Origin of the sequence: Streptomyces sp. Inha503 (assembly GCF_047215865.1) — a bacterium.
Classification (GTDB): Bacteria; Actinomycetota; Actinomycetes; order Streptomycetales; family Streptomycetaceae; genus Streptomyces; species Streptomyces lycopersici.
Genome location: NZ_CP178360.1, coordinates 837,188 through 862,901, shown reverse-complemented (window position 1 = coordinate 862,901; position 25,714 = coordinate 837,188). Strand labels below are relative to the sequence as shown.

Below are 25,714 nucleotides of genomic sequence, written 5' to 3'. Positions count from 1 at the left end.
GTGAGCGGCAGGTCACCAAGCGGCGCCGAACGTGGTCCTCAGTTCGTCGATAGCGTCGGTGGTGAGCGGCCCCGGTCGACGGTCGGTCAGGAGCCAGAGACGTGCCGTCTCCTCGAGTTCTTCGAGGACGGCGAGGGCGGCGGCCGCGTTCGGACCCCAGACCACGGGGCCGAGCCGGTCGAGCAGGACGGCCCTGATCGGTGTGTGGCTCGCCAGGTGGTCGGCGATCCGGGCGGTCACCAGGTCGGCCACGCGCGGGTCGCCGGGCCGGTGGTAGGGGATGAGCGGAACGTGCCCCACCTTCATCACGAAGTACGGCGTGATGGGCGGGAGTACGTCGTCCTGGCTCCACACCCCGGCCAGGGTGAGCGCGACCAGGTGGGTGGAGTGGGTGTGGATGATGAACCGGGCCGTGGGGTCGGCCGCGTAGATACGCCGATGGAGCGTCAGGGTCTTGCTCGCGCGGTCGCCCGCGCGCTGCTCGCCCTGGGCGTCGACCAGCGCGAGGCGGTCGCGCTCGAGGAAGCCCAGGGCGGCGTCGGTGGGCGTGATCAGATGGCCGTCGCCGATCCGGGCGCTGATGTTCCCGGCGCTGGCGTGCACATAGCCCCGGTTGAACAGGCTGGTGCCCACCCGGACGATCTCGTGGCGTGCCTCGTCCACGGCGGTGTCGAGGAGCTCGGTCATGAGACCTCCCGGTCGAGCAGGGCGAAGGAGTCGGTGAAGAACCCGGGACCACCGAAGTTGCCGGACTTCAGCGTGATGTGGAGCGTGTCCCCGCCGGGCAGCGCCGCCGCGCACCAGGGCACACCGGGGTCGATCTGAGGTCCGATGCGCAGTCCGGTGATGCCGAGCGCCCGGACGACCGCTCCGGAGGTCTCGCCACCCGCGACGACCAGTTGACGCACACCGCGCTCCACCAGGCCCTCGGCCACACGGGCCAGGGCGCGCTCCACCAGCTCGCCGGCCTCGGCGGCACCGAGCCGGGTCTGGACGGTACGGACCGCCTCGGGCGCCTCGGTGGAGTAGAAGAGGACGGGCCCGTCGGCCAGATGGGATTCGGCGAAGGCGAGCGCCTCGCCGGACACGTCCGCACCGGCCGCGACCCGCAGTGGATCCAGGCTGTACGCGGGACGGCCGGTGCGGAGGAACTCCTGGACCTGCCGGTTGGTGGCGGTGGAGACCGATCCGGAGATGACGGCCCGGTGGCCGCCGGGCGCCGGCAGCCGGGCGGCGGCGCGGGACGGTGTGAACCCCCAGTTCGCGGGCAGCCCGATGGCCAGGCCCGAACCGGCGGTCACCAGGGGCATCCCCTGGACCGCCGCGCCGAGGCGCACCAGGTCGTCGTTGGAGACGGCGTCGACGATGGCGATTCCGGCCCCCTGCTCGCGCAGTTCGTCGATGCGGGCCCGGATCGCCGTGGCATCGCGGCCGACCACCGTGTGGTCGATCAGGCCGACCGCTCGTGTGGTCTGCGCGCCGAGGACCGAGACCAGATCGGGGTCGGTCATCGGGGTGAGCGGGTGATGGCGCATACCGCTCGCGCTGAGCAGCACATCGCCGACGAAGAGATGGCCCTTGAAGACCGTGCGCCCGTTGTCGGGGAACGCGGGCGTGGCGATGGTGAAGTCGGTGCCGAGCGCGTCCATCAGGGCCTCGGTGACCGGCCCGATATTGCCGGCGGGCGTCGAGTCGAAGGTGGAGCAGTACTTGAAGTAGATCTGCTCGGCACCCGCGGACCGCAGCCAGGCGAGGGCCCGCAGCGACGCGTCCACGGCGTCGGTGGCCGGAACCGTCCGTGACTTGAGCGCGATGACCACGGCGTCCGCGTCCACCGGCCGCTCGGCGCCGGGCGGCGGTACGTCGATCAGCTGGACCACGCGCATACCCGCCCGCACCAGGTTGTTGGCCAGGTCGGTGGCGCCGGTGAAGTCGTCGGCGACGCAGCCGAGTCGGATGCCCATATCAGGCCCCCGCCGGCTGGGGCAGATCGATCCCGGGGAAGATCTTGATGACCGCGCTGTCGTCCTCGGTGCCCAGGCCGGACGCCGACGCCTGGAGGAACATCTGGTGAGCGGTGGCGGCCAGGGGGAGCGGGAACCGCTCCGGACGTGCGGCATCGAGGACGAGCCCCAGGTCCTTGACGAAGATGTCGACCGCGGAGAGTGGCGTGTAATCACCGGCGAGCACATGCGCCATCCGGTTCTCGAACATCCACGAGTTGCCCGCGCTGTGCGTGATGACCTCGTAGAGCGCCTCGGCCGGGACACCGGCCTTCAGGCCCAGCGCCATCGCCTCGGCCGCCGCGGCGATGTGCACGCCCGCGAGCAGCTGGTTCACGATCTTGACCTTCGAGCCGAGCCCTGCCTGCTCGCCCAGCCGGTAGACCGTACTGCTCATGGCCTCCAGTACCGGGTCGGCGACCGCGTACGCCGCGGCGGGGCCCGATGTCATCATGGTCAGCTCACCGGCCGCCGCACGCGCGGCGCCACCGGAGATGGGGGCGTCCAGGTAGAGCGCACCGCGCTCGGCCAGACGTCCCCCGAGCTCCGCCGACCAGCCCGGGTCGACCGTGGAGCACATCACGAAGACGGCCCCCGGGCGGAGCCGGTCGGCGGCCCCGTCGGCGCCGAACAGCACCGACTCCACCTGCGCCGCGTTGACCACGACACCGACCACGACGTCCACCGCGGCCGCCAGGTCGCCGGGGGAGGCGTACGCTGTTCCGCCGTCGCGGGCGAAGCCCTCGGCCACTTCCGGCCGCAGATCGTGGACCCCGACGTCGTAGCCCGCCGTCCGCAGGCTGCGCGCCATGCCGAGTCCCATGGCCCCGAGCCCCACCACGCCCACGCGCGGTCGCGCCGGCCTGTCCTGGTCGCTCATGCCCCTCCTCGTCCTTGCTGTGTTTATGGGGGAGCGCCGCCGCTCGCTGTGGTGCTGTCCGGGCGCGAGATCGGCCCCGGGCTGTTCTGCGGCGATCGGGTCATATGATGACCTGAAGACGCGGCCTTCGCATACTGTGACGTCCGTCACGTGGGGTGGGCTTGGGGGCGGAGCCGGGCTCGGACCGCGTCCGCGCCGATGTGCCGGGTTCGGCATCTTCTGGGGATGAATGAGTTATATCCCGGAGGGAGATGCCAGGCATAAGCACATCGGGATTTTCGAGCGCACTGTGCGGTGGCTAGCGTGAACCCGACGCCGCCAATGGTGGATTCGAGTAAGCGGGTGGATCGGGGGAGTGGGGATGCGGCTGCTCGTGAAGCGGTCATCCGATCAGGTCAAAGGGCAGATCGCCGTTCCCACCTCGAAATACCACGCGCATCGCGCCCTGATCCTGGCGTCGCTCGCTCCCGGGACCAGCCGCATCGTAGGGCTGTCGAACGCGCAGCACATCCGGCACACCATCACCGCGCTGCGCGGCCTCGGCACGCGTATCGAGGTGGACGGCGACGACTTCCTCGTGCACGGGGGTCCGTACCGTCCGCTGCGATCGCAGGTCTCGGTGGGCGGTGCGGGTTCGGCGCTGTATTTCCTCACCGGGCTCGCCTCTCTCGCGAGCGCGCCGGTGACCATCGTGGGGCAGAAGTCTTTCCCCCGGCGTCTGATAGGCCCGCTGCTACAGGCCCTGTCCGATCTCGGAGTCGACCTCGATTCGCCCACCGGCGGCCCGCCGATTTCCGTACGGCCGCGCCGCCCGAAAGGGGGCCATACGCGTATCGAGGGCATTCTTTCGCAGTGGATCTCCGGATTGCTCATGGTGGCGCCGTTCGCGACCGGGCCGAGCACCATCACCGTGGAGGGCGAGTTCAACGAACGCTCCTATGTGGATCTGACGGTCCGGATGATGCGGCGGTTCGGACTGCGGGTCGATGTCTCCGAGAGCGGGCGGCGGTTCGACATCGAGCCCGGCCAATGCCCCACTCCGACAACGGTGGTGCTTCCCCCCGATGTCGGCGCGGCGGCGTTCGGCCTGGCCGCGACGGCGCTGCACCCGGCCGATGTGCTGTTCCGGGGGCTGCCCGCGCTCCCCGTGAACCAGGTGGACCACCCAGAGGCGGATCTGCTGAACATCGTCGCCGGGATGGGCCTGCCGATGACGGCCGACCCGGCGACCGGCATGGTGCGCGTCCGCCACGACGGGATCAGACTGCGCCCCGCCCGGGTCGACTGCCGGGCGGCGCCCGACGTCCTGCCCGCGCTGTCCGTGCTCGGGGCGCTGGCGGACGGCACCACCGTGTTGGACAACGTGGCCCACGTCAGGCTCAAGGAGTCGGACCGGGTGGAGGCGATGCTTCAGCTCACCAGGATGGGCGCCCGGATCGAGCAGCGCGGGCAGCGACTGCTCTGTCACGGTGTCGAGCGGCTGACCGGGGCCGAGCTGTCCTCGTTCAACGACCACCGCGTGCTGATGTCGCTGGCCGTCGCGGGCACGGCGGCCGACGGTGAGACCCGGCTCACCTACCCGAACGCCTACCGCGGCTCCTATCCGCGCTTCCTCGAGGAGATGAACGGCATCGGTCTGAGCATGTCGGTGGAACGGGACCGGGCGCCGGACCGGAGCCCCACCCGGCCCCCCGCCCTCGCCGCGCCCGCGAGGTGATCACCCGTCGGGCCGCGAGCCGCGCGCGGAACCGGTGTCGTCGTGCGGCCGGTCCGGAAGGTCCGTGGCGCACAGGCGCAGGACCCGCTCGCGCAGCCATCGGTGGGCGGGGTCGATGGTGTTCCTGGGATGCCAGTACATCGACTCGACGAGCCGTGGCAGCGGCACGTCGAGCGTCACGGTCCGAAGCCCGATACTCGGGCCGAGCTGGTCGAACAGTCGCCGCTGTATCACCGCGACCATACGGGTGCCGGGGAGCAGACAGGCCGCGTTGGTGAAGTTGTCGGTGGCGGCGACGGCCCGGAGGGGCAGGCCGAGTCGAGCGAGTACGGTGTCGGCGATCGTGGGCTGCGGGCCCCCGATCTGGACGTACGGCAGGGTGCAGAGCTGATCGGAGGTCAGGATGTCACCGACCTCGGGGTGGTCCTGGTCCACCACGGCCACGAACTCATCGGTGAACAACGTGGCGCTGGAGAACGTCTCCAGCTCCTTGTCCTGGATCATGGGCGGCCAGATGACCAGATCGCACTGGCCTCTGCGGAGTTGGTCGACCATGCCGTGGTTCAGCGGGGCGACCTTGATCTGCACATGGGGGTAGGCGGTGTCGATCTCCCGCAGCAGCGGCCGCAGCAGAACGATGGCCACATAGTCGCTCGCGGTCACGGTGAACACCCGGCGGTCGGTGGTCGGGTCGAAGGCCGCGTTGGCACCCACCACCTCCCTGATCGCCTCCAGCATCTCCGTGACCGGCTGGACCAGCGACTCCGCGAAGGGAGTCAGCACCATGCGGCGGCCGTCCCTGACCAGCAGCGGCTCATTGAAGTGGCGGCGGAGCTTGGCGAGCGAGGTGCTCATCGAGGGCTGGGTGACCTCGACGCGCTCCGCCGCCTTGGTCACACTCCGCTCCATCAGCAGGGCGTGCAGCGGGACCAGGAGGTCCATGTTGAAGTTGCTGAGGGACGGTGGCATCGCTCTGAGTCCTCGTCATGATCGGGCCGGAATGGGCAGCCGAGGCGAGTCCTGTCCGAGCAGGAATCCGGTTCGCGGCGCGTGACGACGGAACCGTACTACGGATGGCACCCCGACGCAGGCGCATGCGCCGGGGTGCCATTCCCTGCTGAGTTGACGAGGAGTCAGTACATCAGGACGACAGGACCAGCTTGGCCTTGTGGCCGCTGACCGACCGCACCCCGATGCTCAGGTTGTTGAGCCTGACGGTGCCGCCCGGGCTGGTGCTGCCGCTCAGGCGCGCGCCGCCCGTAGTGGTGGCCGCCATCTTCACGGACCGGGAGCTGATGTGGGTGATCCGCAGCTTCCCGAACCCGAACCGGTGGCTGTCGACCTTGATGCTCGTGGGCCTCGACACGGTGACCTTGCACCGCCCGTCGTAGCAGGGCCCATGGGCGGCGGCCTGCGCCACCGGCGACATCAGGCCGAGTCCCAGCGTGCCCGCCAGAGTCGTGGTCACCGCGGCCGTCGCGGTCCTCCAGCGCATACCGGTACTCATCAGTGGAACCTCCTGGGTCGGGAACGCGTGCGCGGCATTTCTAACCCGCGGGTCCCGGGACCGCTCCCGAGGAGACCCCGCGACGTGGTGGCGGGCGCGCGGCCGGACCTGGCTCCGGTCACCCCCATGCGATCCGGGCGGCGACCGGCAGGTGGTCGCTGCCGGTGGCGGGCAGGGTGCGGATGTCGCCGACGGTTGCCGAGCGGGCCATGACCTGGTCGATCCGGGCCAGTGGGAAGCCCGCGGGGAAGCTGAAGGCGAAGCCCCGCTCCGCCACGTTCAACCGCGAGGTGAGCGGGGCCAGTCCACGGTCGTCGACCGTGCCGTTGAGGTCGCCCAGCAGGACCACCCGATCGCGCTTCTCTGCGGCGATGGCCTCGCCCAGCAGACCGGCGCTCTCATCACGCCAGGAGGACGCGAGGCCACTGGCCCGGACGCGCACCGACGGCAGGTGCGCGACATACGCCGCGATCTCGCCGTGCGGGGTGCGGACGGTGGTCCGCAGTCCGCGGTTCCACCCCTCCGCGATCCCCTGGGGTTTGATGTCCAACGGCCGGGCATCGGCGAGCGGATGCTTCGACCAGAGCCCGACGGTGCCCCGGACGGCGTGGTACGGGTAGTCCGGGGCGAGGGTCTTCTCGTAGACCGGCAGCGCGCCGGGCACCAGCTCCTCCAGCGCGATGAGATCCGGCTCGGCGCCGGCCAGGGCGCGCGCCGTACCCGCCGGATCGGCGTTCTCATCGCTGACGTTGTGCTGCACCACCACCAGGTCACGCGGGCCGGGCTCCGCCCCGGGCAGGAACAGTCCGCCGAAGAGATGCGTCCACGCCGCCACCGGCAGCACCAGCGCCACCAGCGCGAGGGCCGAACGGCGCAGCAGCGCCAGGCCGAGCAGCACCACGACCACCACGCCGAGCCACGGCAGAAACGCCTCCAGCAAACTGCCCATGTGGCCCACGGAGTTGGGCACCGCCCGGTGGAACTCCAGCAGCCCGGCCGTCAGCACCGCCAGTGCGGCGAGCACCCGCCCCCGCGTCCAGGGCGACCCGCCCCGCGCGTCCCCCGCCGCGTCACCCCACCGGGCCCACCGCACCACCCGGCGCCCGGCCCGCCGGGCCACCCCCGCCCGCACCGGCGCCGCCGTACCGCTGTCCACCTGCTCCACCATGGCTTCCCATCCGTGTGATTCCGCCCCTCAAGACGGGCCGCCAGGCGCATCGGTTTCCGTTCACGGGGGGTGGCGGCACGGGCCGCCGGAAATTCCGGTGACGGTGGCCCACCCGCTCCCTAGGATCGGGCCCTGTGCTCTCCCGTCCGTCCTTCATCAGCGACGAGGTGATCGCGCATGCCATTGCCGCGCATTGGCTGCCGCAAGTCGCCGAGGTCGCGTATCTGCCCTGGGGTTTCGGCGCACACCACTGGCGGGTGGCCGGTGGCGGCACGACCCTGTTCGTGACGCTGGACCAGCTGGAGCCGCGGCACACCGAGGCGACGCTGGAGGCCGCCTACGCGGGGGCGGCGGCACTGGCCGCGGCCGGTGTGGACGTGGTGTGCGCGCCGTTGCCCGCCCGGTCGTCCGGCCGGTTCACCGTCGGCGTCGAGGCGGGCGCGCTGAGCGTGACGCCGTGGCTGGACGGACGCAGCCCGACCGAGGAGGAGGCGAGCCGGCCCCGGCACGTCCGCGAGGTCGAAGCCGCGCTGGCCACCCTGCACCGCGCCACACCGCCACCCGGTCTGCGGCACTGGACTCCCCAGGTCGGCCCCGGGTTCGCGGGCGGGCTACGGGCCCGGACCGCGCGGCCCTGGACGTCCGGCCCGCTGGCGGAGGACGCGCGGGCCGCGATCGCCGCACACGATGCCGCGATCACCCGCTGGACGGACCGCTACCTCCAACTCGCGGACCTCGCCCATTCCCGCCGGGACCAGTGGGTGACAACCCACGGCGAACCGCACAACGACAACCAGGTCGTGGGCGCGTGCGGGCTGAAGCTCGTCGACTGGGAGTCGCTGGCCCTCGCGCCACGCGAACGGGACTACGCCGATCTGCTCACGGCCGGTGCGGGTGACCGGCTGCGCCCCGACCCGGCGATGGTCGAGCTGTTCGCGCTCGACTGGCGCCTCTCCGAGATCGCCGAGTACGCCCGCTGGTTCGCCGCCCCGCACACCGGCACGGACGACGACCACACCGCCCTGGAAGGGCTGTACGAGGAGCTGGGGCAGGTCAGCGCGCCAGGGCGGCCCGGGCTGCCGTGACCGCCTGCCCGGCGTAGCCGCGGCCGAACAGCACGGTGTGCACCAGCAGCGGGAAGAGCTGGTGCAGTCCGACGCGGTCGGCCCAGCCCTCGGCGAGCGGTGCCACCTCCTGGTAGCCGTCCAGCACCTGATCGAGATGCGGGCAGCCGAACAGGTGGAGCATCGCCAGATCGGTCTCCCGGTGGCCCCCGTGCGCGGCCGGGTCGATCAGCCACGCCTGCCCGTCGGCGCCCCACAGGACGTTGCCGTTCCACAGGTCGCCGTGCAGCCGGGCGGGTGGCTCGGCGGGTCCGGTCAGCTCGGGCAGGCGCTCACATGCGCGTTCGATCACCTCGGCCTCGCCGTGGCGCACCGTGCCGTCGTCGACGGCGCGCCGCAGATAGGGCAGCACCCGGTGTTCGGCGTACCAGCGCGGCCAGTCGGTGCCCCGGACGTTGCGCATCGGGGCCATGCCGATGTACGCGTCGGTGGGGCCGTCGGGCGGCGGGGCGCCGAAGGCGGGCGCGCCGACGGCGTGCAGGGCGGCCAGGTCGCGGCCGAACCGGGCCGCCGCCCGGGCGCTCGGCCGGCCGACCGGCACCTGGTCGGTGACCAGCCAGTGGCGGTCGTGGCCGTGCACCGCGGGGACGCGGACCGTACCGGCGTCGGCCAGCCAGCGCAGCCCCGCCGCCTCGGCCTCCACCGCCCCTGGATCGTCCCCCCGCTTGACCATCACCGCCTGCCCGCCGTCGAGGGTGACCTCGGTGAGCATGGCGGACAGCGGCCGTCGGCGGGTCACCGGACGGCCGGTGAGGCGGGCCGCCGCGGCACCGGGGTCCTCGCCCGTCCCGGCCTCGGCACGGGCGCTCATGAACCGAGGCGCTCGCGCACCCAGGCCAGCAGGCCGGGCACCGAGGCTTCGATCATGGCCAGCACCTCGTCGAACCCCTCCGGACCGCCGTAGTACGGGTCGGGTACGTCCAGGTCACCGGTGGCGTCCGGGTCGAAGGAGCGCAACATCCTGACCCGGGAGGGGTCGTCGACCAGCCGGCGCAGCGCCTTCTCGTGGCCGCGGTCCATCGCCAGGAACAGCTCGGCGTCCCGGTGCTCGGCACCGATCTGGGCCGCGACATGCTCCACCGGGTAGCCGTGCCGTGCCAGCAGCTCTCCGGCCCGTTCGTCGATGGGCTCACCGGCGTGCCAGGGGCCGATACCGGCGCTGCTGACCCGTACCGCGCCGTCGAGTCCCGCCCGGCGCAGATGCTCGGCGAAGACCAGCGCCGCGGACGGCGACCGGCAGATGTTGCCGCTGCATACGAAGGAGATGTGCACGGCCACCAGGGTAGGGCCTGGCTCCGCGGTGGAGCAGGGGGCGGGCCGCCCGGGGGAGGCCCCGGCTCACCCCGCCCACGGCTTGTCCACCAGCGGTGTCCGGAGCCACCGCACGCCGCCGGCGCTCGCATCGGGCCTCAGCTCCAGCATGTGGCCACCGGGCCGGTCCGAGGCCCGTGCGATCGCGCGCACCAGCTGCTCGGCGAGATCGGAACCCTCGGTGTCGGCCAGGTCGTCGGCCGGCGCACCGGCCCGTACGTCCTGACGGACCTCTTCACCGCCGTGGAGGGTCAGGATCAGGTGCTGGGGCGTCTTCTTGTCCCATCTGACCTGCTCGACGGTGTCGGCGCGCACCATCCGGCCGCCGAACGTCGCGCTGTTGACCCGCACCCACACATCGGGTGTCATCGCGGCCCTCCCTCGTACGGGCGTCGATGTTCCTGCTCGCTCCTTCCCGTTGTACCGGACGGGGCCCGGCGTCAGGCGCCGTGGTCCGCGAACGGACCATCGGCGGCGAAGGCCAGCGTGGCGAAGCGTTCCCCGATACGGCGGTGGGTGGCCGCGTCCGGGTGGATGTCGTCGGGCAGCGGCAGTTCGGCGGCGTCGGCCTCGCCGTAGAGGTCGCGGCCGTCCAGGTAGTGGAGGTGGGGGTCGTCGGCCGCCCGCTGCTTCACGATCCGGGACAGCTCGTCGCGGATGACGCCCAGCGTCAGCTTTCCGGCGGCGCGCTCGGCGGGGTCGCCGGTGGCCCGGAACCGCAGCTTTCCGGCGCTGAGCGCGCTGAAGTCGAAGGCCGCGGGGCCCGGCGTGTCCTCGTGGATGGGGCACAGCACGGCGGAGACGACCAGCAGCGGCGCGGTGGGATGGCCCTCGCGGATGGTGTCGAGGAAGCCGTGCACCGCCGGGCCGAAGGCGCGCAGCCGCATCAGGTCGGCGTTGACCACATTGATGCCGATCTTGACGCTGATCAGGTCGGCGGGGGTGTCCCGCATCGTCCGTGCGGTGAACGGGTCGAGCAGGGCGCTGCCGCCCAGGCCGAGGTTGATCAGTTCCACTCCGCCGAGGGAGGCGGCGAGCGCGGGCCAGATGCCGGTGGGGCTCGCCGCGTCGGAGCCATGGCTGATCGAACTGCCGTGGTGCAGCCACACCCTGCGGCCCCGGTCCGGCACGGGCTCGACGGGGGCGTCGGTGCGCAGGGCGACGAGTTCGGTGGTCTCGTTGTGCGGCAGCCAGATCTCGACGTCCTTGGCGCCGTCGGGCAGGTCGGCGAAGCGGAGGGTTCCGGCCGGGCCGGGGTGGCTCTCGGCGGCCCCGGTGGCCAGGTCGATGGCCAGGGTGTTGCCGCCGGTCACCGTGGACTGGGCGGTCAGACGGCCGTCGACCAGCAGGTCGTACACACCGTCAGGGCGGGGCGGGGCGCCCGCGTAGACCCGCTTGGTGGGCAGCGTGTCCAGTTCGACCGCGGTGGCCCGGGTGCGGAAGACCAGCCGTACGCCGGACGGCTGGGCCTCCACCATGGCGAGCTGCCCATCGGCGCACTGGGCGCGGGCCCAGGCGGGCAGCCGGTGCGGCAGCAGCCCGTGCGCGGTGCGCTCCAGGTCCAGGGCGCCCCGCAGGATGTCGGCGGTGATGGGCGTGGTGATCCAGTGGTGCTCGGTGGTGTGCATCGTTCCAGCCTGTTGATCAGGGATGTATGTATGGATCGCGCGGACCCGCGATGAGCGATACGGCGGACCCGCGATGAGCGATACGGGCCTCGTCAGGCCGCGGGCCAGTTCCGCAGCAGGGCGTCGAGGGCGTCCAGCGCCCGCGACCAGCTCTCCTGGCTGTCGGGGGCGCTGTGGCTGAACCCGCCCGCCATCTCGAGGCTCACGAAGCCGTGGAAGACGCTGCCCAGCAGCCGGACCGCATGCGTCTGGTCCGGTTCGTCCAGGTCGTAGCCGCGCAGGATCGCCCGGGTCATCTGTGAATGCCTGACCCCGGCGCTGGCGGCCGCGGTCTCCGGGTCGAGCCTGAGCCGGGCCGCGTCGTAGCGGCCGGGGTGCTCGCGGGCGTAGTCGCGGTAGACGTCGGCGAAGGCGGTGAGGGCGTCCTTCCCGGCCCGTCCCGCCAGGGCGTCGGCGGCCCGGTCGGCCAGCTCCTCCAAGGCCAGCTGGGCGATCCTGGTCTTGAGGTCCTGGGAGTTCTTCAGGTGCGAGTAGAGACTCGCGACCTTGACGTCGAACCGCCTGGCCAGCGCCGAGACGGTCACCTGGTCGAAGCCGACTTCATCGGCCAGCTCCGCCCCCGCCCGGGTCAGGCGTTCCGCGGTCAGTCCTGCCCGTGCCATACCCGTCCTCTCCTCGACCAGAACCGATTATGTGTTTGCCTAAAGCCTATAGGCAAATTAGCGTGCGGCTTATGAAGCCGATGACCGAACAAGAGATCCGTGCCGCGTTCGTGAACTGCACCAAGGGCGAGGCCAAGCGCCTGTCCATCCCGCGCGACCTGGCCGACCGGCCCTGGGACGACCTGGACTACCTCGGCTGGCGAGATCCGCAGGCCCCCGGCCGTGCCTATCTGGTCACCGTGCTGGACGGCCGCCCGACCGCCCTCGCGCTGCGCTGCCCGGGCCCCGCCTCCTGGCAGGCGCGGCGCAGTATGTGCTCGATGTGCCTGACGGCCCACACGGGCGGCGTGTCCCTGATGGTGGCGCCGAAGGCGGGGAAGGCCAGGCAGCAGGGCAACTCGGTGGGCGCCTACATATGCAGCGACCTCGCCTGCTCGCTGTACGTACGGGGCAAGAAGGACGCGGGCGCCGGATCACGCCCCCAGGAGTCGCTCACCCTGGAGCAGAAGATCGAGCGCACCGTGGCGAACGTCGCCGCGTTCCTCGCCAAGGTGACCGCGTAGCCCGGCTGCCGATGACGCGTCGCTCCTGGACCGTGCCGGTCCGCAAGTGCGATAGGAGTGATTGAGCGTGCGATGAAGTGTGCGCCGCGCAGAGCGATTAACGGCAGGGACGCCGACCCGGTTCTGGTACTCACCGGCGCCGCCGCGGTGCGCCTCGGCCTACCGGCCCGGCTGACCGACTGGGCAGACCCGACCTTCCCGCCCGACTCTGTCGGTGCTCCCGTCTACATTCGCCACATGACTGAGCCCTCCTACCTCGCCGCCGTCCGGGAGTCCTACGACACCGTCGCCACCGCCTACGTCGAGCGCGTCAAGGACCCCGCCGAGCTGGATCCGCTGTCGCGCGGAATGCTGGCCGCGTTCGCCGAGCTCGTACGGACGGCCCGGCGCGGCCCGGTGGCGGACCTGGGGTGTGGGCCCGGCAAGGTGACGGCACACCTCGCCGGGCTCGGGGTGTCGGCGTTCGGCATCGACGTGTCGCCGAAGATGGTCGAGCTGGCCCGGAAGGCATATCCGGACCTGCGGTTCGCCGTGGGGTCGATGACCGCGCTCGACCTCGGGAACGAAGAGCTCGGTGGCATCCTGGCCTTCTATTCCACCCACCACACCCCGCCGGAGCTGCTGCCCGTGGTGTACGCCGAGTTCCACCGCGCCCTGGCGCCCGGCGGGCATCTCCTGCTGGTCGGCTATGTGGGAGACGACGAGCTGCTGCGTCCGACGCGGGCGTACGGCGGGCATCCCGTGTCGTACGCCTCCCATCTGCTGCCACCGGACCGGCTCGCCGAACTACTGGAACGGGCCGGGCTCGCCGTCACCGCACGGCTGGTGCAAGCGCCCGACGGAGACGTGAAGCGGACGGTGGCCAGCTTCGTGGCCCGCAAGCCGGAATGACCAAGCCGGAATGACACGGTCAGCGGCGGCCCAGTACCTCGGCGACGCGGATGAACCCTTCCGTGCCATGGCCCAGCCCGATGGCGCGGCGGGTCATGCCCTCGGCCGCGCGCATCACCCCCGCGTCGATGCCGTGCCCCTCGGAGGTGTGGACGATATGGGCCATGGACGATACGCCCGAGGTCATCGGGTTGCCCTCACCGGAGAAGGTGCCGCGGTCCATCTGCTCCGCGGTCTCTTCGAAGAGCGGCGGAAGGATCGCTCCGATGCCTTTGGCGAAGGGCGCCAACTCGCGGGCGCTGATGCCCTCCGCGCGCGCCACCGCCAGGGCGTGCGCATAGCCCGCCATCGCCGTCCAGAAGATGTCGAGCAGCGCGATGTCGTACGCCGCCGCCCGGCCGATCTCCTCGCCGAGGTGGGTGTGGGTACCGGCCAGCGCCTCCAGCACGGGTCGGTGTTCCTGGTAGAGCTCCGCCGGGCCGCTGTGGATGAACACCGAGGCAGGCGTTCCCATGGTGGTGGTCGGCGTCATGATCGCGCCGTCGAGGTATCGGATGCCGTGCCCAGCCGCCCAGTCCGCGGTGTCCCGGGCCCGGTCCGGAGTGTCCGAGCTCAGGTTCACCACGGTGCGTCCCTTGAGCGCGTCGGTGACCGCGTCGCGTCGCAGGATCGCGTCCGACGCGTCGTAGTTCACCACACACACCACGGCCAACGAGCTTGCGGAGACGGCCTCTTCCGCCGAGGACGCACTCACCGCGCCCCGCTCGATCAGCTCCCGATCCCTGCCCGGCGTCCGGTTCCAGACCGTGATCCGCAGCCCGGCGTCCAGGAACGCGTCGGCCAGGGCGCGGCCCATCGGCCCCAGGCCGAGCACGGTGACGGCAGACTGTTCGGAGTACATGGACATGACTCAACCCCCATATGGATATACGCGTACATAGCGCGAAGGAAATAGAGCGAAGATGACACGCAGCCGTGCTCAGGACACCAATGTCTGCGGAGTGACCGCCGCGATCTCCGTGATCGACGGCAAGTGGAAGACCGCCCTGCTCTGGGCGCTGGAGTCCGGCCCGTATCGCCCCGGTGAGCTACGCCGGCGGCTGCCGGGGCTCAGCGAGAAGGTTCTGACTCAGGCGCTCCGTGAGATGGAGACGGACGGGCTGGTGCACCGGGAAGTCCACGATGTGCTGCCACTGAAGACCGTGTACTCCCTCACCGCGTTCGGCCGCGACCTCTCCGAGGCGTTGGGCCCCCTGTCCGATTGGGGACACCGTCGCCTGGAGAAGCTGGCCGAGGCCCAGTCGGCATCCTGACGCAACGCCACCTCCGTGTCATCCGATCCGGCGGCCCTCCGACCGCCCACCACCAGATTCGCCCGGCCGTGCGTCGGCGCCAAGTACCCACAAATAAGTGGGTACCGCGGATGACACGGGACCCGGGCACCTTGGCGCTGGGGACAAATCGGGATTAGGTTGGTTGATGTCAAGCAACCAACTCCCGACGGGAGTGATGCTCGGTGGGTTGGACGACCGAGCGACGTGCGGCCGGAGCCGAAAGGGCCGTACGGCCCGATGACGACAGTGGTCCGGGGCCGCGGTACAAGTGGATCGCGCTGTCCAATACCACGCTGGGCGTCCTGATCGCGACGATCAACATCTCGATCATGCTGATCGCGCTGCCGGACATCTTCCGTGGCATCGGAGTGGATCCGCTGCGCCCGGGAAACACCAGCCTGCTGCTGTGGCTGATCATGAGCTACATGGTGGTCACCGCCGTGCTCGTGGTGAGCTTCGGGCGGCTGGGGGACATGTTCGGCCGGGTGCGGATGTACAACCTGGGGTTCGCGGTCTTCACCGTGTTCTCCGTGCTGCTCTCCGTGACCTGGATGCACGGCACGTCCGGTGCGCTGTGGCTGATCGGGATGCGAGTGCTCCAGGGCGTGGGCGGCGCCATGCTGATGGCCAACTCCAACGCCATCCTCACCGACGCCTTCCCCGCCGATCAGCGCGGTCTCGCCCTGGGGCTGAACCAGGTGGCGGGCATCGCCGGATCCTTCATCGGGCTGATCCTGGGCGGACTGCTCGGCCCGCTCGACTGGCACCTGGTGTTCCTGGTCTCCGTCCCCATCGGGCTGTTCGGCACGGTCTGGGCGTATCTGAAGCTGCGGGACACCGGTGTGCGCACCCCGGCACGGCTGGACTGGTGGGGCAATCTCACCTTCGCCATCGGCCTGATCGCCGTGCTGTCCGGTATCACCTACGGCATCCAGCCCTACGCCGGTCACACCATGGGCTGGAGCAACCCCTGGGTGATCGCCGCGATCTCCGGGGGAGTGGCGGTGCTGGGGGTGTTCTGCCTGATCGAGAACCGGGTCGCGCAGCCCATGTTCCATCTGGGCCTGTTCCGCATCCGCGCGTTCACCGCCGGGAACGTGGCCAGTCTGCTGGCGGCGCTGGGGCGCGGTGGCCTGATGTTCATCCTGATCATCTGGCTGCAAGGCATCTGGCTGCCGCGCCACGGCTACGGCTTCGAGGAGACCCCGCTCTGGGCGGGCATCTACATGCTGCCGCTGACCATCGGGTTCCTGATCGCGGGCCCCTTCTCCGGCTGGGCCTCCGACCGGTTCGGCGCCCGTACGTTCGCCACCGGCGGGATGCTCCTGGCCGCCGCCACCTTCGTGGCCCTTGAGGAGCTGCCGGTGGACTTCGGCTATCCGGTGTTCGCCGCGATCCTGCTGGTCAACGGGATCGCCATGGGGCTGTTCAGCTCGCCGAACCGGGCGGCCATCATGAACAGCCTGCCGCCCGATCAGCGGGGGGTCGGCGCCGGGATCAGTACCACCTTCCAGAACTCGGCCACCGTCCTGTCCATCGGCATCTTCTTCTCCTTGATGATCGCCGGGCTCGCCGGTTCGCTCCCCGGTGCCCTCACCCACGGCCTGACCGCGGAGGGGGTCCCGGCCGGTGACGCGGCGAGGGTCGCCGCCCTGCCGCCGGTCGGGGTGCTGTTCGCCTCGCTGCTCGGCTACAACCCGGTGAAAACCCTGCTCGGGCCGCAGGTGCTCGACCATCTGCCCGCCCACCACGCCGCCTATCTCACGGGGCGCGGCTTCTTCCCGGCGCTGATCTCCCCGCCGTTCTCCCAGGGCCTGTCCGCCGCGTTCGACTTCGCCATCGCGGCGTGTCTGGTGGCCGCGGTGGCGTCGTTGCTGCGCGGCGGGCGGTATGTGCACGGGGGCGGGCCACCGCCCACGTCGACGCCACCATCGCCACCCGGCCAAGGACCGGGACCACCCTCAGAGGAGCCGAGATGACCGCGCTCGACCCCACCACCCCCGGGCCCGTTACCCCGGAAGCCGTAACCCGGAGTCCCGTCGCCCTGGAATCGACGGAGCTGGCCGAACGGCTCCGTACCGCCCTCCAGCATCTGCTCCCCGCCCTGCGGAGCTCCCGGGGCGAACACGGCGATCTCACCCCCAGCCGCCAAGCGGCCCTGGCAGCGCTCGCCACTCATGGCTCGATGCGCATCAGCACCCTCGCGACCCGGCTGGGCATCGCCCTGCCGACCACGTCCCGCATGGTCGAACTGCTCGACGCCTCAGGCTGGATCGAGCGCACCCCCGACCCCGATGACCGCCGGGCCAGTCTGATCGCCCTCACCGACACCGGCCGTGAACTCCTCCGGACCGTGCGCCACGAGGCGGCCATCCGGCTCGCCGCGCGAATCGACGAGCTGAGCCCCGAGGAGCGACGGACGCTGTCCGCCGCGCTGCCCGCCTTGGAGTCCCTGGCCACCGACGGTTCCGCGGCGGCCGCAGATCCGGAACGGCGGTAGACGCCAGCGGTACGCGGCGAAGCGCCCTTCGTCAGCCGTTGTGTTCGTCGAGGTCGGCGGGCAGACGCGCCTCGGCGACGGAGAGGCGGTCCTGGGCGCGTTCCAGCTGGGGGTGAAGGAGATCGCGGAGCTGGGCGGATCCGCCCGGTTCATAGCCGCGGACCTGGCCGATGCCGAGGGCACCCTGCGGCTGGCCTCGGAGGCGGGCGAGGTGGACATCTTGGTGAACAACGCGGGCCGTCTAGGGACCTCCAAGGCCGGTATCGAGATCCTCGCCCGCTACTGGGCCACCGAGTTCGGCGCCGGCGGAGTGCGGGTCAACACCGTCTCGCCCGGCCCGGTGAAGACCGAAGGCGGGGGAGCCGCGCGAGATCGCCGAGATCAGCACGCTGCCGGGCTGAGGGAAACCGTCAGAGAACCGCCCGGTGCGGCTACCGGCTCGGCGGGATTCGGTAGACGGAGACGTGGGAGCGCGACTCGGCGGTGAATTCGCTGCCGGACCAGTCCGCGTGCCTGCTCTCCAGCTCGAATCCCGCCAGTTGGGCCATCAGATCGAGTTCGGCCGGCCAGATGTAACGGTGCGGGCTGCGGGTCAGCCGGGCCTGCCGGGTGTCGTCGAACCGGAAGTGGTGGGAGACGACGTGCTGGCGCAGTACGTCGTAGGTGTCCAACCCGATGTAACCGGGCTCGGCCTGCCAGACGGTGGCCGTCTGGCCCGGCGGGAGCTTGCGCAGCTCGGGCACCCAGAGCTCGATCACGAACCTGCCACCCGGCTTGAGGTGGCGGGCGGCGTTGCGGAAGCACTCGACCTGCTCGGCCTGGGTGAGCAGGTTGGAGATGGTGTTGTAGACGAGATAGACGAGCGTGAACTCCCCGGGGGCCACGGACGTCGCCATGTCGCCCACGACGACCGGGATCGACGCCTCGTCGGCCTTGGAGCGCAGTTGCCGGATCATCGGACGCGACAGTTCGATACCGGTGACGGAGACCCCGCGTTGGGCGAGCGGGACGGCCACCCGGCCGGTGCCGATGGCGAATTCGAGCGCCGCTCCGCCGCCTGCGAGCTCGGCCAGGCGGTCCACGGTCGGCCTCAGGACCTCGGGCGCGAACATGCCCGTGCCGGGCGTGTCATAGCGCTGCGCGGCGTCGATGTCCCAGATCTCCTCCTGGTTCATGCCGTCACCCTTCACCGCTGGGATACACGGTGTCCACCGAATTTGCCCCCGTGGGCCCGGGCCCGGCCTCGCCCATGCGGCCGCCACCGCGCTCGACCTTCACATCATCCCCACACAACACCGTTGACGCACTGGGCTGCCGGGGGCACCCGGTCGGGGTCGCCTGCTGAGGAAGGGGCCCTTCGTCGTGATCGTTGTAGCGGTCTCAGTGCTGCCCACGCTGGTTTTGATGTTGCTGGTCATGGACCGTGTCGAGGACTGGCTGTCCGGGGCGTCCTCGGCCCCGCCGCACGCACGCGGGCGGCGTCATCTGCGGTTGGTCCCCGGCGGGGCGCGGGAACCGGGCTCCCGGCCGACGACCGCGTCGTCCGAGCGAGGAGCCGCCTGAGCCAGCGGGTGCGGGCATGGCGTGCGTCCTCGCTGATGGCCGCCCGCGGTGCCATGCCGTCGAAGCCGTGGTACGCGCCGGGCCATACGTGCAGTTCGGCCTGGCCGCCGGCCTGCCAGATCCCGTTCGCGTACGCCACGCCCTCGTCGCGGAACATCTCCGCCGATCCGACGTCTATGAACGCCGGGGGAAGGCCGGAGAGGTCCGTGCCGCGGGCAGGCGCCGCGTAGGGTGGCACGTCCGCCGTGCCGTAGAGGTCACCCAGCAGCGCCTTCCAGGCGGTCTCGCCGGAGATGAGGTCCCACATGCCGAGGCCCGACATCTGGCGGCTGGAGAAGGTGTGTCCGCGGTCGTCGAGCATGGGGCACAGCAGGAGCTGCCCGAGGATGCCGGGGCCGCCGCGGTCACGGATCAGCAGGGCGAGGGCCGCGGCGAGGCCGCCGCCCGCGCTCTTCCCGCCGACGATGACGCGGTCCGCGTCGATACCCAGTTCGGCCGCGTGCCCGGCGGCCCAGAGGAGCCCCGCGTAGCAGTCCTCCAGCGGTCCGGGGTACCGCGTCCGCGGCGCCAGCCGGTACTCGACCGAGATGACGGCCATGTCCAGCGGGAGGACCCACTCGCGAAGGATCCGCGGAAGCACCGACCATGCGTTGCCCATGATCATCGCGCCGCCGTGCATGTAGTACAGCAGCGGCAGCGGCCCTTCGCGTCCGGCGGGCCGCACGCTCACCAGCGTGACATCGGGTCCGTCCCGCAGCCCCGGGACGGACAGCTCCGCCACCTCGAAACGGCCATCGGCCCGTAGGTCATCGGCCGTCGGCCTGGGCCGGGTCGCGGCGTCCCGCTCCTGCCTGGCCGCGAGGTTTTCCGGGGTGACCGGCTCTCTCGGCCCGCTGCCCAAGGACTCCAGCGCGACCCTCAGCTCGGGGTCGAACGGTGGCACCGCCATCGGCCTCGGGACAAAAGGGCTTGTGTGGGGGAGGTCCATACCGCGCATCCAAGCATTCGGCGCCGCTCGGCGATACCGATGGCCGCGGCGGCTCGTGCGTCCGTTGGTCACGGCGGGCTCGTGCGTCCGTCGCGTGTACGGCACGCCCGCTGGTCCCGGCCCCAGGAGATCGCGGACGGTAGCATTTCGCCCGCGGGCCGCACGAGGGTCGACCGTGGCCGGGGGGAGACGTGGAGAGCACCGGGCATCACAGCGACTCACTCGTCGTGCTGACCGCACTGGACGTGGAGTACGAGGCGGTCCGGGCGCATCTGGTCGATCCGCGGCCGCGACTCCACCCGGCGGGCACCCTGTTCGAGGTGGGCCGGCTCGACGGTACGCCGTGGCGGGTGGCGCTCGCCGAACTCGGCGACGGCAACCAGGGGGCGGCCGTGCTGACCGAGCGGGCGATCACCATGTTCGGCCCGCGCGCCGTGGCATTCGTCGGGGTGGCGGGCGCCCTCAAGGGCGATGTCCAGCTCGGGGACGTCGTCATGGCCACGCATGTGTACGCGTACCACGGCGGCAAGGACGAGGACGGCGAGTTCCACTCCCGCCCGCGGGTCTGGCCGGTGCGTCAGGAACTCGACCAGCTGGCCCGCATGGCCCGCAGGTCCGGTGCGTGGACGGAGCTACTGAGGGACCGCCCGCCCGGCGCCGCCCGCCCGGCCGTACACCTCAAGCCGGTGGCCGCCGGTGAGGTCGTCCTCAACTCGGCGGACTCGTCCCTGAGACGGCAGCTGCGCCGGAACTACCAGGACGCCGCCGCCATCGAGATGGAGGGCGCGGGCGTGGCGCAGGCCGCCCATCTCAACGCCGCGTTACCCGCCCTGATCGTCCGCGGGATCAGCGACCGGGCCGATGGCAGGAAGTACGACGCGGACGCCGAGTGCTGGCAGTCCCGCGCGGCGCGCCACGCCGCCGCCTTCGCCTTCTCCGTCCTCCGTGAACTGCCACCCGGCGGCGGCCCCGCCGCCACACCTGGGCCGGTGACGCCCACGGACCCGGTACCGGACCGGTTCCCGGAAGGTCCGACGCCCCCGCCCCCGCCCCCGGATGCGGGAGCCCCACCTGACACCGGACCGGCCGCACACCGCCAACTCCTCCGCTGGGCACGGAGGTTCGCCGACGACCTGGACCTCGTGGACTCCCCGCGGCCGGACGGTGACACCGGCTCCCCACCGCAGCTCAGCGGCGGGCTGTATGTGCGGCGCGCCATCCAGGACCGGGTGGTGGAGGCCCTTTACGACGATGATCCGAAGGCGGTCCTGGTGACCGGGGACGCCGGGAACGGGAAGAGCAGCCTGCTGTGGGGCCTCGCCCGGGACCTGACCGTTCTGGAGGACGCCGAGGTCTTCCTGGTGAACGCCGCCTGGCTGCTGCGCCCCCTGAGCGGCACCCCCGCAACGCCCATGCTGGCCCCCGCGACCGTGGTGTCCGGGGCCACCCACGCCCGGACGCGGGGGCGTACACCCGTCGTGCTCCTCGACACCGCGGATCTGCTGCTGCACGACGACCACCATGAGATGGCGCTGCTCGACCTGTGCGAGGATCTCGCCGCCGCCGGTGTCCGCCTGGTGCTGACCTCCCGTCCGGAGGAGGCGAACCGGCTGCGCACCGGCTTCCTCCGGATGTCGCTCGGCCCCTACGACGACGCCGAGATCCCCCACGCCATCCGTGGCCACGCCGCGCTCTACTGCCCCGACGCCGTCCCCCGGGACGACGGGGCACGGGTGCGGACGCTGATGGAGCCCGTGGCCCGCGGACTGCCGGTGCGCGAGGTGTGCCGAAGCCCCCTCCAGCTGCGGCTGCTGTTCGAACTCGCCCGGGACGACGGGGCGTTCCCCAGCGCCGAGATCGACGCCACCGGCCTCTACCGCCGCTACTGGGACCACCGGGTCGTCACCGACCGGCGCCAGCACGGCAACCCGAGCGCCACGGCGCCGGAGGACCTCTCCTCGATCACCGGTGCCATCGCCGTCGTGCTGATGTCGGCCGGCCGTACCGAGCTGTCACGCGAGGACCTGGTCGACCGGCTCACCTCGCCGCACGGCGGCCCCCGCCCCGCGTGGCCGTACGAACCCGCCCGCGTCCGGTCGTCCCTGGATCTGCTGCTCGACCGGGGCGTGCTGGGCAGGGGGGCCTCGGACGGCATCCACTTCTTCCACCAGACCATGTTCGAGTACGCGGCCGCGCGCGGCCTGCTGCACCTCACCGGGGCGCGGGCGCTGCTGTCGCTGTGCGAGTGGATCGGGTCCCATCCCCGTGACTTCTTCGTCGGGGCGATCCTGGAACAACTCCTCATGCTCGCCGCGGGATCCGAACGGTATCGCGGCCCGGTGCGGGACACGCTGATCCGCATGGCGGCGCACGAGGACGCCATGATCCTGCACACCGTCGCCGTGGCCGTCGCGGCCCGGAACCCGGCCGTGGGCGTGCCCGTCGAGCCCCTGCTCGCGACGGCGCCGCACGGCGTCGCGCGACGGTACGCGGTGCTGGCCCCGACCGTGCGCGAGACGGACATCGACGCCCTGCTCCCGCGGCTCCACGGGCTGTGGGAGAGGCAGGAGCCCAGCTTGCGGGAGGCCGTGCTCGAAGCGCTGGAACGGCTGGCCGCCCAGAACCCGCTCGCGGTGCACGCCGCGCTCGCCGACTGGGGCTGCGTACGGGAGCTGACCGGGCGCCGTACGGCCGGCGCTGGCCTCGACGTCCTGCCGCGGCTGCTCGTGCTGACGTCACACGTCGATGTGGCGTCCGCCCGGACGGGCCTCATGGAAATGCTCGACTTCGCCTTGACCCGGGGGCTGTCGGAGCTGGCGTCCGGCGTCATGACCCTCTGGGCACGGCACTGGGAAGCGCTGGGCTCGGTGGAATGGGCCGCCGCCGTCCAGGAGCGCGTCCAGCGTGTGCGTCTCGCCCGGAAGTCGTACGACGTCGAGCTCTTCCAAACGGCCCTGGGCAGAGTGCTGGCCGCCTCCTGGACCCACGACCACGGACTCCCCGGTGACCACGGACCTCAGGGTGACCACGGACTCCCCGTCGGCGGCGCCGACGACCCCGACACCCCCGGCGGCGGTCCCGCCACCGCACCCCACCCCTGGACGCGCCGCCTCGACACCGCGGTGGCGCTCCTCGAAGCGGACGACCACGACACCGCGGGCAACGCCGGGCTGATCGCCGCCGCAGCCGTCCTGACCACTCTGCCGCACGGCCACTGGGCCATCGAGGCCACCCTGGACCGCTGTCTGTCGATGACCGGGCCGGGAGCGCCGCACGCGCTCCAGCACCGGATGGTCTTCCCGCTGCTGCTCAGCGCCGACTGCGCCGCCGCGGAACGTCTCGTCCACCGGCTCGCCGCCCTGCTCAAGGCGCTGCCCTGCCCCGAGAACCAGCCGGTCACGCCCCCGCAGCGGCTCGCGCTCGTGGCCCGCCGGATCCTCGCCCACCGGGACGTACCCCCGTACCGTGTGCGGCAGGTACTGGAACTCTCCGGCTGGGACGCCGACTCCGAGCTGTGGCTGTCCCGGGACGGCCTGGCCACGCTGCTCCTGCCGGCCGCGCTCGGCGGTCACCCCACCGCCGTGAGCAGGATCGAGAAGGCGACGACCGCCCCGGCCGCCGCGCGGAGCCTCGTCCGCCAGTCCCTGCACCGGGCGGTCACGGACGCCGGGCTCCACACCGAGCGCCACATCGCTCTGCTGGTGAACCTGTCACTCATGGACGCCGACACCGTACTCCTGGAGGCCGTCACCACCGGCCGGGCCAAGAAGGGCACGGGTCCGCTGCCACCTCTCGCCCATGAGCGGGTGCTGGCCGCGCTGCGGGCATCGGCACCGGCCCTCACCGGGCTGATCGCGGACGAGATCGCCGAGGGCAACAGCGGAAAGCGACAGCGCCAGGCACTCACGCTCTGGGAGTGCTCGGTGTCCGCCGGCGTCCTCCCCGCGCCCGGCCTGACCGAACTCCTGCCCCGGTACCGCACCTTCTCCGACCAGAAGACCCGGGCGGCCTTCCTCGGGCTGGTGGGAACCGTCGCGGCGCGCGAACCCGCCCAGTACACCACGGCACACACCTTCCTTTCAGAGCTGGTGTTCGACGCCACTGGAGGCATCCCCGTCCTCGATGACGCGTCGGCCGCCACCCGGAACGCCGCCCGCAAGGCACTGCTCAGGGCCGCCTGCGAGTCCGGCCCGCTCACCCCCACGGCCCTCACCACGGCCCTCGACCTGGCCTTCGCCCCACCGACCGACGCCGGACTGATCAGCGGGCTCGGCCAGTTGGTACGGCGGCTCAGCGCCGCACACGGCGCGGCACCCGCCGCCGAGCTGCTGATCCGCGTCATCGGCGCGGCCGTGGCCTCGCAACAGGGCCGCGCCGCGGAGAACCACCTCGCCAAGTCCCTGCGTGGCGCGATGGACAGCGTCTTCGACCACGGCTCCCCGGCCGTGTACCGGAGACTGTGGGAGCACCTCAAGGAGCACGGCCCGGAGGACGACGCCGACCGCGTGGTCTTTCCGGAACGGTACGCCCTGGCTCTGGTGAGCTGCGCGATCCGCCGCTCGTACGCGGCAACGCGCCAGGACCTGGAAGCACTCGTCGCCGATCCACGGGTGCCGCGGCCCACCAAGATGTGGATCGGTGACCAGCTCAGCGCCCGGTCGCGGGAACACACCGAACACGACCTCAGCTGGGTGCTGGGTGGCGAGCCGCCCCGGCAGCCGGTGGCAGGATGCTCGCGGTAGTCGTCATCGAGGTCACGGGTGCGCGCGGGGCCCCGTTCGATCGCGGGAAGCCGAAGGAGCCCGATGAGCCGGAAGAACCACCATGTCGTCGTGCTCGTGCTCGACGGCGCGAAGCCCCTCGACGTCGGAATCCCCGCGCAAGTGTTCTCCAACCGGCCGAGCATGCCGTACGAGCTGCGGGTGTGCGGCGCCGCGCCCGGACCGGTGACCGGTGGCGAAGGACTCTCGTACCACGTGGCCGAGGGGCTTGAGGCGTTCGAGCACGCCGACACCGTCTTCATCCCCGGCTACCGGGAGCCGGCGACCACGGAGCCACCGGCGGCCGTCGTCAGCGCGCTCATGGCCGCCCACGAGCGTGGCACCCGGCTCGCGGCCATCTCCACCGGGGCGTTCGCGCTGGCGGCCACGGGCCTGCTCGACGGCAAGCGGGCGACGACCCACTGGCACTACACGAAGGCTCTCGCCGAGCGGCATCCGCTTGTGCGGGTGGACGAGAACGTGCTGTTCGTGGACGAGGGCGACGTGCTCACCTCGGCGGGCGCGGCATCCGGCATCGACCTCTGTCTGCACCTGGTGCGGCGCGACCACGGCGTCGGGCTCTCCAACCATGTGGCGAGACGGCTGGTGGCGGCGCCGTATCGCAGCGGGGGACAGGCGCAGTACGTGCCCCGGAGTGTGCCCGAACCGCTCGGCGACCTGTTCGCGAGCACGCGGGAGTGGGCCCTGGCACACCTCGCCGAGCCGCTGACGCTCGAAGCGCTCGCCCGCAACGCGCGGGTATCGGCGCGCACCTTCTCCCGGCGGTTCGTGGAGGACACCGGCTACACGCCGATGCAGTGGGTGCTCCGGGCGCGCGTGGACCTGGCGCGTGAGCTGCTCGAACGCACCGATCTGAGCGTGGAGCAGATCGCCGACCGGGTGGGGCTCGGCACCGGCGCGAATCTGCGTCTGCACTTCCACCGCATTCTCGGCACCTCCCCGACGGAGTACCGCCACACCTTCTCGGCCTGAGACCCCTTCCGGGCGCCGTTCATATGAAGGGTGCGATGGCTGTGGCGAGATCCTTGCGCGTGGTGGCGTTCATGCCGCTGTCGGCCGGGGATCCGGATGCCGACGATGGGGGCGGAAACGAA

Annotated in this window: 24 protein-coding genes; 10 read left to right on the top strand and 14 right to left on the bottom strand. The window is 71.7% G+C overall.

Annotation, left to right across the window (positions count from 1 at the left end):
* Nucleotides 1-12 precede the first annotated feature (12 nt).
* Genes ACJX2R_RS03910 through ltnD form a run of 3 tightly spaced genes read right to left on the bottom strand, consistent with a single transcriptional unit; the run spans nucleotide 13 to nucleotide 2,883 of the window.
* Nucleotides 13-687 carry an aldolase gene (locus ACJX2R_RS03910; RefSeq protein WP_413098769.1) on the bottom strand — a complete coding sequence of 225 codons (675 nt, stop codon included), beginning with the start codon at nucleotides 685-687 and terminating at the stop codon, nucleotides 13-15.
* On the bottom strand, nucleotides 684-1,964 hold the full coding sequence (gene otnK, locus ACJX2R_RS03905; RefSeq protein WP_413098768.1) for a 3-oxo-tetronate kinase: 1,281 nt from the start codon (nucleotides 1,962-1,964) through the stop codon (nucleotides 684-686). Before otnK ends, ACJX2R_RS03910 begins: the two co-directional genes overlap by 4 nt.
* 1 nt (nucleotide 1,965) lies before the next feature.
* Entirely contained in the window at nucleotides 1,966-2,883 is a 918-nt protein-coding gene (gene ltnD / locus ACJX2R_RS03900; protein WP_413098767.1) for an L-threonate dehydrogenase, read from the bottom strand.
* A 361-nt stretch (nucleotides 2,884-3,244) separates the two neighbouring features.
* Here ltnD and aroA point away from each other — a divergent pair, with 361 nt between their 5' ends.
* Entirely contained in the window at nucleotides 3,245-4,600 is a 1,356-nt protein-coding gene (aroA, locus tag ACJX2R_RS03895; protein WP_413098766.1) for a 3-phosphoshikimate 1-carboxyvinyltransferase, read from the top strand.
* On the opposite strand, the gene ACJX2R_RS03890 is transcribed toward aroA, so the two are convergent.
* The 3 genes from ACJX2R_RS03890 to ACJX2R_RS03880 all read right to left on the bottom strand — a co-directional run bounded on the left by ACJX2R_RS03890 (nucleotide 4,601) and on the right by ACJX2R_RS03880 (nucleotide 7,275).
* Nucleotides 4,601-5,569, bottom strand: coding sequence for a LysR family transcriptional regulator (locus ACJX2R_RS03890; RefSeq protein WP_413098765.1), 969 nt, complete (start codon nucleotides 5,567-5,569; stop codon nucleotides 4,601-4,603).
* Between the two features lie 172 nt (nucleotides 5,570-5,741).
* A complete protein-coding gene (locus tag ACJX2R_RS03885; protein WP_020874454.1) occupies nucleotides 5,742-6,107 on the bottom strand; it encodes a hypothetical protein in 366 nt (121 codons plus the stop codon).
* A gap of 118 nt (nucleotides 6,108-6,225) precedes the next feature.
* Entirely contained in the window at nucleotides 6,226-7,275 is a 1,050-nt protein-coding gene (locus ACJX2R_RS03880; RefSeq protein WP_413098764.1) for an endonuclease/exonuclease/phosphatase family protein, read from the bottom strand.
* A 134-nt stretch (nucleotides 7,276-7,409) separates the two neighbouring features.
* Here ACJX2R_RS03880 and ACJX2R_RS03875 point away from each other — a divergent pair, with 134 nt between their 5' ends.
* Entirely contained in the window at nucleotides 7,410-8,360 is a 951-nt protein-coding gene (locus tag ACJX2R_RS03875) for an aminoglycoside phosphotransferase (RefSeq protein ID WP_413098763.1), read from the top strand.
* On the opposite strand, the gene ACJX2R_RS03870 is transcribed toward ACJX2R_RS03875, so the two are convergent.
* The 5 genes from ACJX2R_RS03870 to ACJX2R_RS03850 all read right to left on the bottom strand — a co-directional run bounded on the left by ACJX2R_RS03870 (nucleotide 8,329) and on the right by ACJX2R_RS03850 (nucleotide 12,000).
* Nucleotides 8,329-9,210 carry a fructosamine kinase family protein gene (locus tag ACJX2R_RS03870; protein WP_413098762.1) on the bottom strand — a complete coding sequence of 294 codons (882 nt, stop codon included), beginning with the start codon at nucleotides 9,208-9,210 and terminating at the stop codon, nucleotides 8,329-8,331. The two genes, ACJX2R_RS03875 and ACJX2R_RS03870, sit on opposite strands and share 32 nt — an antisense overlap.
* Nucleotides 9,207-9,671: a low molecular weight protein-tyrosine-phosphatase gene (locus ACJX2R_RS03865; RefSeq protein ID WP_413098761.1), complete on the bottom strand. Its 465-nt coding sequence runs from the start codon at nucleotides 9,669-9,671 to the stop codon at nucleotides 9,207-9,209. The genes ACJX2R_RS03870 and ACJX2R_RS03865 overlap by 4 nt, the downstream gene beginning before the upstream one ends.
* A gap of 66 nt (nucleotides 9,672-9,737) precedes the next feature.
* A complete protein-coding gene (locus ACJX2R_RS03860) occupies nucleotides 9,738-10,079 on the bottom strand; it encodes a hypothetical protein (RefSeq protein WP_413098760.1) in 342 nt (113 codons plus the stop codon).
* 71 nt (nucleotides 10,080-10,150) lie between these two features.
* Nucleotides 10,151-11,338: a GDSL-type esterase/lipase family protein gene (locus ACJX2R_RS03855; protein ID WP_413098759.1), complete on the bottom strand. Its 1,188-nt coding sequence runs from the start codon at nucleotides 11,336-11,338 to the stop codon at nucleotides 10,151-10,153.
* A 92-nt stretch (nucleotides 11,339-11,430) separates the two neighbouring features.
* On the bottom strand, nucleotides 11,431-12,000 hold the full coding sequence (locus ACJX2R_RS03850; protein WP_413098758.1) for a TetR/AcrR family transcriptional regulator: 570 nt from the start codon (nucleotides 11,998-12,000) through the stop codon (nucleotides 11,431-11,433).
* 71 nt (nucleotides 12,001-12,071) lie between these two features.
* Here ACJX2R_RS03850 and ACJX2R_RS03845 point away from each other — a divergent pair, with 71 nt between their 5' ends.
* Entirely contained in the window at nucleotides 12,072-12,563 is a 492-nt protein-coding gene (locus ACJX2R_RS03845; RefSeq protein WP_413098757.1) for an FBP domain-containing protein, read from the top strand.
* Nucleotides 12,564-12,800: 237 nt separating this feature from the next.
* Complete coding sequence (locus tag ACJX2R_RS03840; RefSeq protein WP_413098756.1) at nucleotides 12,801-13,454, top strand: class I SAM-dependent methyltransferase; 654 nt, start codon at nucleotides 12,801-12,803, stop codon at nucleotides 13,452-13,454.
* Nucleotides 13,455-13,473: 19 nt separating this feature from the next.
* Here the strand turns inward: ACJX2R_RS03840 and ACJX2R_RS03835 are convergent, their stop codons facing one another.
* On the bottom strand, nucleotides 13,474-14,361 hold the full coding sequence (locus tag ACJX2R_RS03835) for an NAD(P)-dependent oxidoreductase (protein WP_413098755.1): 888 nt from the start codon (nucleotides 14,359-14,361) through the stop codon (nucleotides 13,474-13,476).
* 55 nt (nucleotides 14,362-14,416) lie between these two features.
* On the opposite strand from ACJX2R_RS03835, the gene ACJX2R_RS03830 reads away from it, so the two are divergent.
* From ACJX2R_RS03830 to ACJX2R_RS03815, 4 genes are all read left to right on the top strand, one after another.
* Nucleotides 14,417-14,767: a winged helix-turn-helix transcriptional regulator gene (locus ACJX2R_RS03830; protein ID WP_413098754.1), complete on the top strand. Its 351-nt coding sequence runs from the start codon at nucleotides 14,417-14,419 to the stop codon at nucleotides 14,765-14,767.
* Nucleotides 14,768-14,970: 203 nt separating this feature from the next.
* Nucleotides 14,971-16,767 (top strand): MFS transporter, encoded by a 1,797-nt coding sequence (locus ACJX2R_RS03825; protein ID WP_413098753.1) that lies wholly within the window; start codon nucleotides 14,971-14,973, stop codon nucleotides 16,765-16,767.
* Nucleotides 16,764-17,288, top strand: coding sequence for a MarR family winged helix-turn-helix transcriptional regulator (locus ACJX2R_RS03820; RefSeq protein WP_413098752.1), 525 nt, complete (start codon nucleotides 16,764-16,766; stop codon nucleotides 17,286-17,288). The genes ACJX2R_RS03825 and ACJX2R_RS03820 overlap by 4 nt, the downstream gene beginning before the upstream one ends.
* Nucleotides 17,289-17,328: 40 nt before the next feature.
* Complete coding sequence (locus tag ACJX2R_RS03815; RefSeq protein WP_413098751.1) at nucleotides 17,329-17,775, top strand: SDR family oxidoreductase; 447 nt, start codon at nucleotides 17,329-17,331, stop codon at nucleotides 17,773-17,775.
* Here ACJX2R_RS03815 and ACJX2R_RS03810 read toward each other — a convergent pair.
* Together ACJX2R_RS03810 and ACJX2R_RS03805 are read right to left on the bottom strand one after the other, a co-directional pair.
* Entirely contained in the window at nucleotides 17,720-18,463 is a 744-nt protein-coding gene (locus tag ACJX2R_RS03810; RefSeq protein WP_413098750.1) for a class I SAM-dependent methyltransferase, read from the bottom strand. The two genes, ACJX2R_RS03815 and ACJX2R_RS03810, sit on opposite strands and share 56 nt — an antisense overlap.
* A 239-nt stretch (nucleotides 18,464-18,702) precedes the next feature.
* The gene (locus ACJX2R_RS03805; RefSeq protein WP_413098749.1) at nucleotides 18,703-19,800 is read right to left on the bottom strand and encodes an alpha/beta hydrolase; all 1,098 of its coding nucleotides are present in this window, start codon (nucleotides 19,798-19,800) and stop codon (nucleotides 18,703-18,705) included.
* Between the two features lie 230 nt (nucleotides 19,801-20,030).
* Here ACJX2R_RS03805 and ACJX2R_RS03800 point away from each other — a divergent pair, with 230 nt between their 5' ends.
* Together ACJX2R_RS03800 and ACJX2R_RS03795 are read left to right on the top strand one after the other, a co-directional pair.
* Entirely contained in the window at nucleotides 20,031-24,581 is a 4,551-nt protein-coding gene (locus ACJX2R_RS03800) for a hypothetical protein (RefSeq protein WP_413098748.1), read from the top strand.
* A gap of 63 nt (nucleotides 24,582-24,644) precedes the next feature.
* On the top strand, nucleotides 24,645-25,592 hold the full coding sequence (locus ACJX2R_RS03795; protein WP_413098747.1) for a GlxA family transcriptional regulator: 948 nt from the start codon (nucleotides 24,645-24,647) through the stop codon (nucleotides 25,590-25,592).
* Nucleotides 25,593-25,714: the final 122 nt, after the last annotated feature.

Coding starts and splice junctions, on each gene's coding strand:
- ACJX2R_RS03845 (WP_413098757.1), top strand. CDS start 12,072: ATGAAGCCGATGACCGAACAAGAGATCCGTGCCGCGTTCGTGAACTGC.
- ACJX2R_RS03880 (WP_413098764.1), bottom strand. CDS start 7,275: ATGGTGGAGCAGGTGGACAGCGGTACGGCGGCGCCGGTGCGGGCGGGG.
- ACJX2R_RS03835 (WP_413098755.1), bottom strand. CDS start 14,361: ATGTCCATGTACTCCGAACAGTCTGCCGTCACCGTGCTCGGCCTGGGG.
- ltnD (WP_413098767.1), bottom strand. CDS start 2,883: ATGAGCGACCAGGACAGGCCGGCGCGACCGCGCGTGGGCGTGGTGGGG.
- ACJX2R_RS03870 (WP_413098762.1), bottom strand. CDS start 9,210: ATGAGCGCCCGTGCCGAGGCCGGGACGGGCGAGGACCCCGGTGCCGCG.
- ACJX2R_RS03820 (WP_413098752.1), top strand. CDS start 16,764: ATGACCGCGCTCGACCCCACCACCCCCGGGCCCGTTACCCCGGAAGCC.
- aroA (WP_413098766.1), top strand. CDS start 3,245: ATGCGGCTGCTCGTGAAGCGGTCATCCGATCAGGTCAAAGGGCAGATC.
- ACJX2R_RS03830 (WP_413098754.1), top strand. CDS start 14,417: ATGACACGCAGCCGTGCTCAGGACACCAATGTCTGCGGAGTGACCGCC.
- otnK (WP_413098768.1), bottom strand. CDS start 1,964: ATGGGCATCCGACTCGGCTGCGTCGCCGACGACTTCACCGGCGCCACC.
- ACJX2R_RS03805 (WP_413098749.1), bottom strand. CDS start 19,800: ATGGCGGTGCCACCGTTCGACCCCGAGCTGAGGGTCGCGCTGGAGTCC.
- ACJX2R_RS03850 (WP_413098758.1), bottom strand. CDS start 12,000: ATGGCACGGGCAGGACTGACCGCGGAACGCCTGACCCGGGCGGGGGCG.
- ACJX2R_RS03840 (WP_413098756.1), top strand. CDS start 12,801: ATGACTGAGCCCTCCTACCTCGCCGCCGTCCGGGAGTCCTACGACACC.
- ACJX2R_RS03890 (WP_413098765.1), bottom strand. CDS start 5,569: ATGCCACCGTCCCTCAGCAACTTCAACATGGACCTCCTGGTCCCGCTG.
- ACJX2R_RS03855 (WP_413098759.1), bottom strand. CDS start 11,338: ATGCACACCACCGAGCACCACTGGATCACCACGCCCATCACCGCCGAC.
- ACJX2R_RS03810 (WP_413098750.1), bottom strand. CDS start 18,463: ATGAACCAGGAGGAGATCTGGGACATCGACGCCGCGCAGCGCTATGAC.
- ACJX2R_RS03910 (WP_413098769.1), bottom strand. CDS start 687: ATGACCGAGCTCCTCGACACCGCCGTGGACGAGGCACGCCACGAGATC.
- ACJX2R_RS03860 (WP_413098760.1), bottom strand. CDS start 10,079: ATGACACCCGATGTGTGGGTGCGGGTCAACAGCGCGACGTTCGGCGGC.
- ACJX2R_RS03885 (WP_020874454.1), bottom strand. CDS start 6,107: ATGAGTACCGGTATGCGCTGGAGGACCGCGACGGCCGCGGTGACCACG.
- ACJX2R_RS03795 (WP_413098747.1), top strand. CDS start 24,645: ATGAGCCGGAAGAACCACCATGTCGTCGTGCTCGTGCTCGACGGCGCG.